The sequence below is a fragment of the Actinocatenispora rupis genome, from assembly GCF_016861975.1.
In the GTDB taxonomy this organism is placed as follows: Bacteria; Actinomycetota; Actinomycetes; order Mycobacteriales; family Micromonosporaceae; genus Actinocatenispora; species Actinocatenispora rupis.
Genome location: NZ_BOMB01000021.1, coordinates 198330 through 210573 on the forward strand (window position 1 = coordinate 198330; position 12244 = coordinate 210573).

12 protein-coding genes are annotated in these 12244 nt (G+C 74.6%); 6 read left to right on the forward strand and 6 right to left on the reverse strand.

Translation table 11 applies throughout. The features are described 5' to 3' along the window. Window positions 1-4 precede the first annotated feature (4 nt). Both Aru02nite_RS18855 and Aru02nite_RS18860 read left to right on the forward strand, forming a co-directional pair. Window positions 5-745, forward strand: coding sequence for a dienelactone hydrolase family protein (locus Aru02nite_RS18855; protein WP_203659412.1), 741 nt, complete (start codon window positions 5-7; stop codon window positions 743-745). Then, the gene (locus Aru02nite_RS18860) at window positions 745-1035 is read left to right on the forward strand and encodes a DUF6295 family protein (protein ID WP_203659414.1); all 291 of its coding nucleotides are present in this window, start codon (window positions 745-747) and stop codon (window positions 1033-1035) included. The genes Aru02nite_RS18855 and Aru02nite_RS18860 overlap by 1 nt, the downstream gene beginning before the upstream one ends. A 77-nt stretch (window positions 1036-1112) precedes the next feature. Here Aru02nite_RS18860 and Aru02nite_RS18865 read toward each other — a convergent pair whose 3' ends face one another. Continuing rightward, a complete protein-coding gene (locus Aru02nite_RS18865; protein WP_203659416.1) occupies window positions 1113-1958 on the reverse strand; it encodes a hypothetical protein in 846 nt (281 codons plus the stop codon). Between the two features lie 85 nt (window positions 1959-2043). Beyond that, on the reverse strand, window positions 2044-2730 hold the full coding sequence (locus Aru02nite_RS18870) for a hypothetical protein (RefSeq protein ID WP_203659418.1): 687 nt from the start codon (window positions 2728-2730) through the stop codon (window positions 2044-2046). Window positions 2731-2874: 144 nt separating this feature from the next. On the opposite strand from Aru02nite_RS18870, the gene Aru02nite_RS18875 reads away from it, so the two are divergent. Next, window positions 2875-3297 (forward strand): hemerythrin domain-containing protein, encoded by a 423-nt coding sequence (locus Aru02nite_RS18875; protein WP_203659420.1) that lies wholly within the window; start codon window positions 2875-2877, stop codon window positions 3295-3297. Between the two features lie 24 nt (window positions 3298-3321). On the opposite strand, the gene Aru02nite_RS18880 is transcribed toward Aru02nite_RS18875, so the two are convergent. Continuing rightward, the gene (locus Aru02nite_RS18880; protein WP_203659422.1) at window positions 3322-6351 is read right to left on the reverse strand and encodes an AfsR/SARP family transcriptional regulator; all 3030 of its coding nucleotides are present in this window, start codon (window positions 6349-6351) and stop codon (window positions 3322-3324) included. A gap of 410 nt (window positions 6352-6761) precedes the next feature. Between Aru02nite_RS18880 and Aru02nite_RS18885 the strand changes: the two genes are divergently transcribed. The 3 genes from Aru02nite_RS18885 to Aru02nite_RS18895 are packed head-to-tail and all read left to right on the forward strand — an operon-like array spanning window position 6762 to window position 9224. Further along, on the forward strand, window positions 6762-7322 hold the full coding sequence (locus Aru02nite_RS18885; RefSeq protein ID WP_203659424.1) for an LppU/SCO3897 family protein: 561 nt from the start codon (window positions 6762-6764) through the stop codon (window positions 7320-7322). 7 nt (window positions 7323-7329) lie between these two features. Continuing rightward, the gene (locus Aru02nite_RS18890) at window positions 7330-8604 is read left to right on the forward strand and encodes a HEAT repeat domain-containing protein (RefSeq protein ID WP_203659426.1); all 1275 of its coding nucleotides are present in this window, start codon (window positions 7330-7332) and stop codon (window positions 8602-8604) included. Next, entirely contained in the window at window positions 8601-9224 is a 624-nt protein-coding gene (locus tag Aru02nite_RS18895) for a hypothetical protein (protein WP_203659428.1), read from the forward strand. The genes Aru02nite_RS18890 and Aru02nite_RS18895 overlap by 4 nt, the downstream gene beginning before the upstream one ends. A 127-nt stretch (window positions 9225-9351) precedes the next feature. Here the strand turns inward: Aru02nite_RS18895 and Aru02nite_RS18900 are convergent, their stop codons facing one another. The 3 genes from Aru02nite_RS18900 to Aru02nite_RS18910 are packed head-to-tail and all read right to left on the reverse strand — an operon-like array spanning window position 9352 to window position 12178. Continuing rightward, the gene (locus Aru02nite_RS18900; RefSeq protein WP_203659430.1) at window positions 9352-10947 is read right to left on the reverse strand and encodes a hypothetical protein; all 1596 of its coding nucleotides are present in this window, start codon (window positions 10945-10947) and stop codon (window positions 9352-9354) included. Continuing rightward, the gene (locus tag Aru02nite_RS18905; RefSeq protein WP_203659432.1) at window positions 10854-11690 is read right to left on the reverse strand and encodes a hypothetical protein; all 837 of its coding nucleotides are present in this window, start codon (window positions 11688-11690) and stop codon (window positions 10854-10856) included. The genes Aru02nite_RS18900 and Aru02nite_RS18905 overlap by 94 nt, the downstream gene beginning before the upstream one ends. Before the next feature lie 5 nt (window positions 11691-11695). Next, on the reverse strand, window positions 11696-12178 hold the full coding sequence (locus Aru02nite_RS18910) for a GNAT family N-acetyltransferase (protein WP_203659434.1): 483 nt from the start codon (window positions 12176-12178) through the stop codon (window positions 11696-11698). Between the last annotated feature and the right edge of the window lie 66 nt (window positions 12179-12244).

A 12244-nucleotide genomic window follows, 5' to 3' on the forward strand; every position in this document is an offset into this window, starting at 1 on the left:
AGCAATGTACGACGCGACGCAGGCCGAGACCGTCACCATCGGCGGGCACGGCGGCGACCGGATCGAGGCGTACCTGGGGCGTCCGCTCGGCCCGGGGCCGTACGGCGCGGTCGTGGTCATCCACCACCTGCCCGGGTACGACCGCGAGACGAAGGAGTACGTGCGGCGCCTGGCCGACGCGGGCTTCCTCGTCCTGTGCCCCAACCTGTACTCCCGCGAGGCGCCCGGCGCGTCCCCGGACGACGCGGCGGCGCTCGTCCGCGCGGCGGGCGGAGTACCGGACGAGCGGTTGGTGGGGGACGTGGCCGGCGCCGCGGCGTACCTGCGGGAGATGACGTCGAGCAACGGCAAGGTGGGCGTGATCGGGCACTGCTCCGGTGGCCGGCACGCCTTCCTGTCGGCCTGCAACCTGGACCTCGACGCGGCGGTCGACTGCTACGGGGCGTTCGTCACGGGCACCGTGCCGGACGACTTCCCGCTGGCCGTCACCCCGGTCGTGGACCAGGCGCCGAAGCTGTCGTGCCCGGTGCTCGGCATGTTCGGCAACGACGACCGCTACCCGTCCCCGGAGAACGTCGACGAGCTGGAGGCGGAGCTGACCCGCCTCGGCAAGCCGCACGAGTTCCACCGGTACGACGGGGCCGGGCACGGCTTCTTCGGCGCGGACCGCCCGAACTACCGGCCGGAGGCCGCGGTCGACGGCTGGGCGAAGATCCTGGACTTCTTCCGGAGGAATCTCGTCTGATGTGCACCTACCTGACCGTCAAGGCGGACATGGAGGGCAGCGGCAAGGGGGCGCAGGGCTGGTTCCCCGTCACCGACGCCAGCGTGTACGTGGACCATCCGGTGCACGCGCCGTTCGGCCACACGGTGAACGTGGACTTCCTGAACCCGGCGCTCGGTGCCGGCGCGCGGGTCGCGGTGGAGCTGACCGAGGAGTCGGCGCGGGCGCTCGCGGGCGCGCTGCTCGCCGCGCTCGACGCGGCGCCGCCCGGCCTCGCCTCGGCGTCCGCGACACCCCCGCCCGGACACTGACCCAACACTGTCCACAGTGTACGAAGCGGCGCCGGCCCGGCTGGGTCGGCGCCGCTTTCGCTTGCGTACCAGGGGATCTAGAGGTGTGTGAGGGTGCGCACGATGTCGACGTAGAAGTTGCCCTCGATGTGCCGGAACAGCGCGAAGCCCTCGCCCGGGCTGCCGACGAACGGGCGCAGCGTCCACGCGAGCTGCGTACCGACGAAGCCGAACACCACGATCCACACGTACAGCAGGCCCATGCTCGCCGACTTCTGCTGCGGTACGGGCCGGGCCCCGGCCGGGTGCGGCATCGGCACCGGCACCGTGCCGTTCGGGTGGGGCTGCTGCGCGGCGGGGTGCGCCGCACCGGCGCCGACGGCGACCGGTTCCGGCTGCGGTACCGGGACGGGCTGAGGTGTGGGCTGCGGCGCGGGCTCGGGCAGCGGGTTGGCGGCGATGTTCATCGCGCGCATGCCGGCGACCAGGAACCGCAACCCGACAATGGCGGTGAGGACGAGGATGCCGACGTTGAGCAGCTTGTAGAACGCGTAGTTCGGTGCGGTGATCAGGAAGAACAGGCTGATCGGCGCGAACGCCACGGACAGCATGGACAGCACCGTGACCGCGGTGGACACCAGCGCGACGGCCTGCCGGATCGACAGCCGCGACCCGAACACCAGGTTGAACAGGTACAGCGTCGGCAGGCAGATCACCAGGGTGATCAGGAACAGCAGCGGCAGCTTCACCGCCGACGAGACCGCCTGCTGCCAACCGCTCGACGCGCCGAGCACCGCACCGTACGCGGCGAGCGCGATGGCGGACGACGCCAGCATCTGCCCCGACAACCGTCTCAGGTCGCGTTCCTCGACGATCTGCTGCCAGATGCCGGCCCGGTCGCGCAGGATCCGTTCGATGACCAGGAGGCCGTTCCCCGGTGTCATGGCCACTCCTCGGTACTCGGTTCGGTCAGAGGGTGCGATCCTGCCATGCGCCGGGCGATCTGTGGGTGGATGGTCCAGGACCACCTCAGTCGGTGGTTTCCTTGTCGCCGTGGGCGAATCGCCGCATCTCGGTGGCGATCAGGCCCGCCCGGTCGAGCTCGTCGGCGAGCCGGGACACCGGAGCCGTACCGTCGGGCGCAGGTTCCACGCCGTGCCCGCCGGCCGACTCGGCGAGTTCGGTCAGGCGGGTCACCTCGGCCGCCAGCCGCGCCCGGCCGGCGTCGTCCGCCGGCGCGCGCGCCGCCTCCACCACCGACCACTCGATCCGCCGCAGCGCCACCCCGTCCACTGCCGCGGCCGGCGTACCCGGTGCGGCGCAACGGATCCGTTCGACCGCGGCCTGTGCCTGCGCCACCAGGTCACCGGCGGCGGGATCGCGCGCGGCCAGCTCGGCCAGCGACCCGGCCGACACGTACCACCCGGCCCGTTCCGCGGTACGCCGGCGGCGCAGTGCGGCGGCCCCGCGTACGGCGAGGGCGGTGGAGACGAGCGCGACCAGCAGCCCGCCGCCGCCGACGACCGCGCCGAACACCGGCGACGCGCCGTCCGGCCGGGCGCCCGACACGAGCACGGCGGTACCGGCGACGCCGGCGAGCACGGCGACGACCGCGGCCAGCAGTACGGTCGCCGGGTCGGGGCCGGCGTCGCTGAGTCGCCGCCGCACCGCGTCCGGTACGTCCGGTGCGCAGACCCCGCGGTATCCGTCCGGCATCACAGCTCCTCCCGAAGCGTCTGCGTTGTCGTACCACAGGGTCGGTGCCGCGTGGGGGTCCATCCGTTCGGGGGGTCGACAGGCGGTCTCGTGGCTGGTCACGATGGGTGAACACTCCCAGCGGGGCAGGGCGGGAGGTGTGTCATGGCGACGACGGCACCGCGCCGATCCTCGACGGACGCCGATCTGTACGCGCGGATCCGGGACTTCGAGGAAGCGGTCGGCGCGCCGGCCGGACCGGGCTGGCGGAACCGCGCCGCGGGAACGCTCGACGCGCTGCGGGAGGCGTTCAGCGCGCACGTGGCCGCGTCCGAGGGCCCCGGCGGCCGGTACGCGGAACTCGTGGCCGCGGCGCCCCGGCTGGCCGGGCCGGTCGAGCGGTTGCTGCGCGAGCATCCGCGGATCGGCGTCGACCTCGCAGATCTGGCCCGGGTACTGGCGGAGACCGCGACGACCCGGCCGCCGGTCGGTGCCGCGGTCGCGTTGCGCACCATCGACCGGCACCACCGCCGCGGCACCGACCTGCTGTACGAGGCGTACGTGATCGATCTCGGCGGGGAGACCTGAGACCGTCCACTGTGGACGTATCGGTCAGCCGCCGGTCGCGGTGGCCGGATCCCGCACGTCCGCCGGGCGCGTGAGGCTGAGCAGGATCCGGATCCGCTCCGCGCCGTACCCGACGGGTTCGTCCGCGTCCGCGAGTACCGCGCCCGCCGCCGCGTCGTCGCCGGACCGGCGCAGCGCCTCGGCCAGCAGGTACCGGGTCTCGTTGAGCGGGCGGCCGCTGCCCAGCCGGCGGAACTCGGCCAGGCAGCCGCGCAGCGTGTCGGCGGCCTCCCGGGGCCGGCCCGCGCCGATCGCCGCGGCGGCGAGGTTCCGGGTCATCAGCGCGACCGCCATCTCGTTGCCGGCGGCCCGCGTCACGTCCCGTACCTCCGTGAACAGTCGTACCGCGGTGGCCCGGTTGCCGAGCGCCGCCTCCACCAGCGACAGTTGCGACCGCATCGCCGCGGCGCCCTCGTAGTCGCCGATCCGGTGGGCCAGGCTCACCCCGCGTTCCGCCGCCTCCCGCGCCGGTTCCGGCCGGCGCAGCGCCAGCTGGATCGGCACGTACGCGTTCAGGACGTGCTGCATCAGCATCGGGTCGATCAGCCCGTCGATGTCCAGCTCCGTGCAGATCCGGTACGCCCGCTCGATCACCTCGGCGGCCTCGGCGGTGCGGCCGTTCTCGTTCAGCGCCAGGCCGAGCGCCCGCAACGCCGCCGCGGTACGACGCCGGTCGCCGCGCCCGGTGAAGATCCGGACCGCCTCGCGCGCCAGTACCTCGGCGTGCGCGTGCGCGCCACGTACGGTCGGCAGGAACGCGGCCTGCGCGATCCGGCAGCAGCCCAGTAGTACCTCCGCGTCGTGGTGGCGGGCGGCGAGCGCGCACTCCTCGAACTCGCCCAGCGCCCGGGACAGTCGGCCGCGCAGGGTGTCCGCCTGCGCCATGGTGAACCGGCTGTGCAGCGCGGCGACGGTCGCGCCGGCGGCGGTCGCGGCCCGGCGCAGCCGTTCGTGCAGCGCCCACAGTTCGTGCGCGCGGCCGTCCCGCCGCAGCAGGCCGGTGATCCGCGCGGCCAGGCGTACCGCGAGCGACAGGTCGACCGCCGCGACCCGGAACACCAGCGACGTCAGATAGTGGTACTCGGCGGTCAGCCAGTCGGTGCCGCACCGCTCGGCGGGACGTACCAGGTGGTCGGCGAGGGTGGCGGGCGGCTCGGGCACCGGTTCCCACGGGTCGAACGGCGAGTCGGGGATCTGCGTCGTCGCCGCGGCAGCCAGCCGTACGGCGGTGTCGGCGAGCCGGCGCAGCGCGTCCCCGTGGTCCGGCCGGGGCTCCTCCTCGGCCGCCGCCCGCTCCCGGCCGAAGTCGCGCAACAGGTCGTGCATCCGGTACCGCGGCTGGCCGGCGGCGTCCGCGCCGACCGGCTCCAGCAGGTGCGCGTCGACGAGGCGGTCGAGTACGGCGTCGGCGTCGTCCCGGCCGAGCAGCGCCGCGGCACTCCACGCGGCGAAGTCCGTCGGCCCGTACTCGGCCAGCAGCCGCAACGCCCGCTGCTCGGTGGCGCCCAGCCCGGCGTAGCTGTCCGTGAGCGTCGCCCGCACGGTCAGCCCGGCGACGGCCAGCTCGTCCAGCCGGTGCCGCGCCAACCGGTCCGCCAGGTACGCCAGGGTCCAGTCGGTACGGCCGGCGAGGCGGGCGCCGGCGATGCGCAGCGCGAGCGGCAGGTAGCCGCAGGCGCGGGCGATCCGGTCCGCCGCGGCCGGCTCGGCGGCCACCCGTTCCGCCCCGGCGAGCGTCGCCAGCATCGCGGTCGCCTCGTCCGGGCCGAGCGGTTCGAGCGTGCCGACCCGCGCCGACTCCAGCCCCGCCAGCCGCAGCCGGCTCGTCACCAGCACCGCGCAGCCGGCCGTACCGGGGACCAGGGGTCGGACCTGCGCCGCCTCGTGCGCGTCGTCGAGGACGACGAGGACCCGGCGGTCGGACAGCCGCGCCCGGTACGCGTCGGTCCGCGCCGCCAACCCGTCCGGTACGGACTGCGCCGGCATGCCGAGCGCCGGCAGCAGCTCGCCGAGTACGTCGGAGGCGTCGCGCGCGGCGCCCGCGTCGTCGCTCAGCCGTACGAACAGCTGCCCGTCCGGGAAGCGGTCCCGTACCCGGTGCGCGACGTGCAGCGCGAACGCGGTCTTGCCGACGCCGGGCGCACCCGCGGCGACGAGCAGCGGCACCGCACGCCCCGGTACGGTCAGCGCCGCGGCGCACCGGTCGATCCGGTCGGCCCGGCCGGTGAAGTCGGCGACGTCCGGCGGCAGCTGGCACACCGGGAACGCGCCGGACTGCGGCGGAACGGTCTCGCCGCGCAGGATCTCCACCTGGATCCGGCGCAGCTGCGGCCCCGGCTCGACGCCGAGCGCGTCCACGGACCGGTCTCGACCGGTGGCGTACACGTCGAGGGCCCGGGCGGGTTGACCGGCCCGGGCCAGGGCGCGCATCAGCTGGCCGCGCAGGCGTTCCCGGAGCGGGTGGTCGGCGACCAGGGCGTGCAGCTCGCCGAGCAGCTCGGGGCCGCCGCCCGCGGCGAGTTCCGCGTCGAGCCGGTCCTCGACGAGTACCAGCCGGTCGGTCTCCAGCGCGGTGATCTCCCCGGCCAGCACCGGTACGGGCAGGCCCGCGAGCGGCGTGTCCCGCCACATCGCCAGCGCGGCGCGGAACCGGTCGGCCGCGGCGGCGTGTGCACCGCGCGCGGCGTACCGGCGGGCGTCGGCGGCGGTGTCCCGGAACGCGGTCAGGTCCAGCTCCGCCGCCGACACCCGCAACCGGTACGCGCCGCCGGTGTGCTCGATCGCGCCGGCCGGCAGCACCCGGCGCAGCCGCGACACGTAGCTCTGCAGGTTCGCCTGGTACGACGCGGGCGGCGTGCCGTGCCACAGCGCCTCGGTGAGCTTCTCCACCGGTACCGCGGTGCCGGCGTGGAAGAGGAGGACGGCCAGCACCGTGCGGGCGTGCCGGCCGGGGACGCGGACCGGGCTCCCGTCGTCGTCGCACACGAGCAGGGGACCGAGCACCTGGTACCTCACGCCGCTCCACTTCCCTCGTCGCCGCGCCGCCGGTCCCCGTGTCGTTCGGCCGCACGTGTTTCTCCGCCAGGTGTACGGAGGGTAGACGGCGTGATCAACCGGAGCGGCAACCGGTACGCGACCGGCCCGTCACGGAGCGACCGGTACGCCATGGTTGCGCCATACAGCCGCCATACGACGCGGCTTTTGGGCGATATGGTGCTTTGCGTCGCCCGGCGCCGATGACTACTTTCTGTTGCGCGCCGTCCGGCCGATCCCCGTGGCCCCCGCGTGCCACCCGGCAGCGTACGGAGAGCACCGCCGCACCGGCGGGCGACCGTGCGGTACGGCTGCCTGTCGTTCCCCGAGAGCGGTGGGCGGCGCCGTCAACGCACACCGCGTGCCACGAGCGCGCAGAACCCAGGAGAACCATGTCGACGATCCCGCCGACCGGCGGCCCCGCCCCCGACGGTCAGCCGCACTGGTCGGGCCAGGAACCCCCGGCGTACCCGCAGCAGAACGGGCCGGGGATGCCGCCGCCGCCCGGGATGGGCGCGCCCGGCATGCCCCCGCCGCCGGCGCCGCCGAAGAAGAGCAAGGCACCGATGATCATCCTGATCATCGTCGGCGTCCTCGTACTCTGCTGCGGCGGTGGCGGCGCCGCCGCGTACTTCAGCAAGGACGACACGTCGACCTCGGCGTCCGGTGACTCGTCGTCCGGTGACTCGGCCACGCCGACCGCGCCGACCACCGGCGACGTCAACTCGGACCTCGACGGCTACCACACCGGCGACTGCCTCACGATCGAGAACGGCTCGAACGACGTGAGCGAGGCGCAGTGCACCGACCCGGGCGCGTACAAGGTGCTGCTGCGGGTCAACTACACGACCGCGGACAGCGCGTGCGACAGTACCGACGCGACCGAGACGCTGACCCAGGACGGCACCGGTACGAAGGACGACTTCATCCTGTGCATCGCCAAGGCGCAGTGAGGCACGCATGACGTACACCCCGCCGGAGTGGTGGGGGTCGCTCGCGGAACCCGGGGCCGAGCTGGGCATCGACTGGCTCGACCCCGGGGCGTTCCGGCCCGCGGACGACCTCGGCGACGACTTCGACCAGAGCCCGCGGACGATCGTGCCACACGGCCGCGACGAGTACGACCGCGCGCAGCGGGCGGGGCGGTTCCTCGTCGGTACCGGGCCGTCGGTGACGGCGCGGCTGATGGGCTTCGAACAGGACGTGCACTGGTACGCCGACGAGAAGGGCGGCCTGTGGTGCGCGCTCGCCGGCTACTACCCGGCGTGGCTGTGGGTGGAGGTGGCGCCGACCGCGGACGGGTTGCGTGAGGTGCTGTCCTCGACGTTCCCGCGGCGGGACCTGTTCCGTACCGGGCTGCCCGCCAGCGCCCGCGGCTTCCTCGGCTACACGCACGACGTCGAGGTGCCGAACGTGTACAGCGGCGAGTTCACCGAGATCAACGGCCACGACCTCGACCGGTACTTCCTGATGGTGGCGTACACGATGCAGGGTGCCTGGGGCAGCCGGTACGTGGACGACCCGCTGCGTACCGACATCGGCTTCGTGAAGCCGCTGGAGATGATGGGCGTCTCGCGCGGCAGCCTCACCCAGCGGCTCGGCCGGGTGCCGTCGATGACGTGGCGGACCATGCAGTCCCAGTCGTACCTGAGCGTCGAGATCCACACCCGCGAGGTGGTGTGCGCCGCCGTGCGGTACGAGCCGACGCCGGCCAGCCACCGCGCCACCGTCGAGCGGCTCAACGCCGAGTTCGACACGGCGTACCCGGTGGACCTGCCGCTGGACGTGATCGGCGCGCTGACCGGGTTCACCTGGGGCACCGAGGAGACGCTCGCGCACAACCTCGCCCCGGACGTACCGGCCGGGCAGGTCGGCGAGATGGTCCGCGTCATGTACGCGCTGCGGCACGACGACCTCGGCGCCGTCGCCCGGCTGCGCGAGTTCGCCCGCCACCCCGAGTCCGAGGTACGCGACGCGACCGTGCGCGCCGCCGCCTGGTACGGGCACCACTTCCTGCTGTACGAGGCGCTCGCGGCGGAGACCGACCCGCAGCGCCGCGCCGCGGTCGTGGACCTGATCCAGGCCGGCGGGTTCGGCCCCGACACGTTCAACGCGTTCGGCGACTACTTCGGCGACGAGCCCGTCATGATCGACGACGCCGGCGAACCGGTACCCACCTGGGCCACCGGCGACGAGTACGAGGACGACGAGGACGAGGACGAGGACGAGTCGTGACCGACGACCAGTGGGCCCACGAACGCACCCTGGTACTGGCCGAGAGCGCCGAGCTGGCCGACCTCGACCGGTACGCCAGCGGCCGCGGCTGGCCGCGCACCGCCGACACGCCGCCCGGGTACGCCACCATGCGCCAGGTCGGCTGGGAGAACGGCGACACGTCCGCGCTGTGGATGGAGTCCGGCCGGTACGGCGTGCGCTTCGTCTGCGTCGCCGGCCCGTCCGGCACCGACGTGGCGGCGACCGCCGAGGCGCTGGCCGGCGTACTCCCGGTCGTCACCGAGGACGCGATGCTCGCCGTCCTCACCGCCGACGACCCGGCCGAACCGGCGGAGGCGCTGCGCGCGCTGCACCGGCTCGCCACGCAGTACCTGATCCGGCGGTTGCGGGGGATGCCGACCACGCCCGACGACCGGTACCGGACGATGGCGGAGCGCACCGTCGCGCACCCGGACCCGACCGTGCGGCACGCGCTGCTGATGCTGTTCGCCGACCTGATGACCGAGCGCCCCGAGGTGGTGCCGCCGATCCTCGCGTACGACGCGGACGGCGGCGAGCTGGCCGACCTGGCTGGGGCGTTCGCCGCGATCGCCGCCGAGAAGGGCATCCCCGTGGCCTGACCGGCGGTTCCGGCCGGCGGATCCGTCCACCGGCGGGACGGCGCGCGACTCCGCGACCGCGGCCGGAGTCGGCCGCGTCGGACCCACCGTCGTACGCCCGGGTCGTCTCCGAGCGCGCGGCGGCGGGTCACGGAACGGGGAGGACCACCGGTGGTCCTTCCCGTTTCCCTTGCGTACCAACGGATCGCGGATCGACCCGGAGGGCGCCGGAGCCGGCGCGGTCGGTGAAGCGGGCCAGCGCGTCACGGGCCCGGTCCGGTTGCCGCCACGCCGCGTCCCGCGCGGCCACCAGCGGCTCGAACAGCTCGCCGATCGCCGGCAGCAGCGCCGTACGCGGGTCGGGCGGTGGCGGCGGCGGTCCGGACTCCGCCTCGTCGACCCCGACGTACCCGCCGCTGGCGTCCTGCTCGTACCGGATCCCGTTGTAGGAGAAGCCGATCCGGCCCTCGCCCGCCTCGTACGGGCGCAGCGCGGACAGCCACGGGTCCGCCGGCGGCGGCGTCTCCGGCGGCGCGGCGAACAGCGCGGCCACCTCGTCGGCGCGCCGGCTGAACACGTCCAGCAGCGTCGCCGTCACCCGCCATCCCGCGTCCAGCCGGTCGACCGCGGCCGCCAGCTCCGGCTCGTCGGTACGCAGGCCGCGCAGGACGTCCGCCGGCCCGGCCGCGCCGTCCGGCAGCGCGAGCAGCGCGTCGGCGCCGGGGACCGCGGCGAACGGCGACAGCAGCGACGCGTGCGCGGCGCGGGCGTCGGCGAGCAGCACGTGCCGGGCGATCGCGGCCAGCTCGTTGCGGCGGGTCTCCCGGCGCGCGGCGACGATCCGCCGCGCCACCCGGATCAGTTCCCGCGGCAGCCCGGCCGCCAGGCAGTGACACAACAGCAGGAACGGGTACGGCAGGCCCACCACCCGCCGCTGCACCAGCGCCACCGCCGTCGGCAGATCCATCGCCGGTACCCGGACCAGCTCCTCGAACGTCGAGTCCAGCGCCGTCCGGGCGCCCCGGGCCCGACCCTCCACACTGGACAGAGCCTCGTCCGACACGGTCACCAGGTACACGCAGTCGCGGGTGCCGAACATCGCCTTGAGATCGTTGACGAACCGCTCCACCTTGGCCGGATCGGCGATCCGGTCGACCTCGTCGATGCCGACGACGAGCCGGCCCGTCGGGCTCCGGCGCCGCCACCACGCCGTCGCCGCCTCCACGAACTCCCGGTAGCTCGCCACCAGCTCCGGCAGCGTCAGCGGCTGCTCCGCCAACTGCCGGCCCGTACTCCGGGCCCACTCCAGCCCACCGCCCGACGCCCCGACACTGTGCCCCGTCGTGTACGTCCGCACGTAGCGGAGCTGCTCCAGCCGGTGCCGGGCCCGTTCCGCCAGCGACCGGCCCCGGTCGTCCGCCCGCCGCCGCACCAGCCGCCGGTACCCGAGGCCCGCGGCGACCAGCGCCACCCCCAGCGCGAGCAGCCCCTCCCGTACCGTCGGGCGGGGTGGCGCCACCTCCGGCCACCCGAGCTGCCAGCCGACCAGCGCGAGACCCGCGAGCACCGACAGGGCGGGGACGATCCGGAGCCGGCGACGGCGGCCGGTCAGGTCGCGCACCGTCTCGCAGAGCCGCAGGTACACGTGGATCAGGAAGTCCCGCGCGTCGTAGTCGACCGGCGCGGACACCAGCACCCGCAGATCCGGCGACCCCGGGCTCGCGTACTCGGGGGAGCAGAGCACCCGCAGCAGCGTCGTCTTGCCGCCCCGCGCGAGCCGGCCACCGCGATCGCGCCCGAGTCCAGGTCGTTGACCAGCTCGCGGGTCGTGTCGATCACCCGCCGGTCCACCACCCGCGACATGCCGTCCGCCGCGCCCAGGCCCGGCACGTGCCGCAACGCCAGCACCTGCCCGTCCGTCGCCCGCCGGTTCAGGTACTCCCGCAGGTACGGCAGCACCGCCTCCTCGCGTACCCGGGTGCGCCAGCGGGTGCCGTCCGCCCGGCCGAGCCGGGTGAGCAGCCGCACCACCCGGGCCCGTACGGCCAGGGCCACGACGACAGCGAGGACGACCGCCGGGACGGTCACGAGACCGGGCACCGACACCGGAGCCCGGAGTACGACGAGGACCGCGGCGGAGGCGACGGCGAGCATCGTCACCAGCGCGGCGCCCGTCTGCGCGAGGACGACCTGCACCGGGTCGCGGTCGAGCGGGATCGGCCGGCCCCGCCAGTTCACCCCCACGGACGTGATCCCGGCGCCGGTCAGGATCCGCTCCGCGTTGTCGACGCAGCTCCGGTACAGCAGCTCGGCAGGCCGCGGGTCGTCCAGGAGCTCGGTGGCGGCCACCCGGATCTCCGGACTGTTCACCGCGTCGAGCGCCACCGCGGCGTAGTCGGCGAGGGCCAGATCCCTGACGGTGGGCCGGATCCAGCGCCCGACGGCCGCCGCCACGGCCGCCCCCCGGTCCCGTCGCCGGTCGTCCATTGTGCTCACTCCGTCGTACCGACAGTCCACTGTGGACTGTCTCGGGTCGAGCGGAGGGTGAGCGACGGCAGCCGTTCCATGTTGTCGCAGTCCCGGGAGACCACCGTGAAACCGTGCCGGGCGTAGAACGCGCGCGCGTCCACGTTCGCCTCGAACACGTGCAGCCGCAACCCGCCCGGCGCGCGCCGCCGTACCGCCGCGAGCAGCCGGCTGCCGACACCGCGCCGCAGCACGTCCGGCCGCACGTACAGGTGGTCGAGGACGTCGCCGTCGAGCGCCGCGTACCCGAGGACGGTGGTGCCCCGCACGGCGACCAGGACCGTGACCGGGCCGCCGATCAGCGCCTCCGCCCACGCCACCACCTGCTCCCGGGTACGCCGTTGCGGCGGCAGGTACGGCATCGTCGCGGCACGCGCGTCCCGGTGCACGTCGGCCACCGCGCCCGCGTCGGCCGGCACCGCGGGCCGTACCGTGATCGGCTCGGTCATCCGGCGAGCGTAGCGCCGGCCCGCACCGTTCTTGACCCTGCCGCGACGTCAACGTCTCTACTGGAC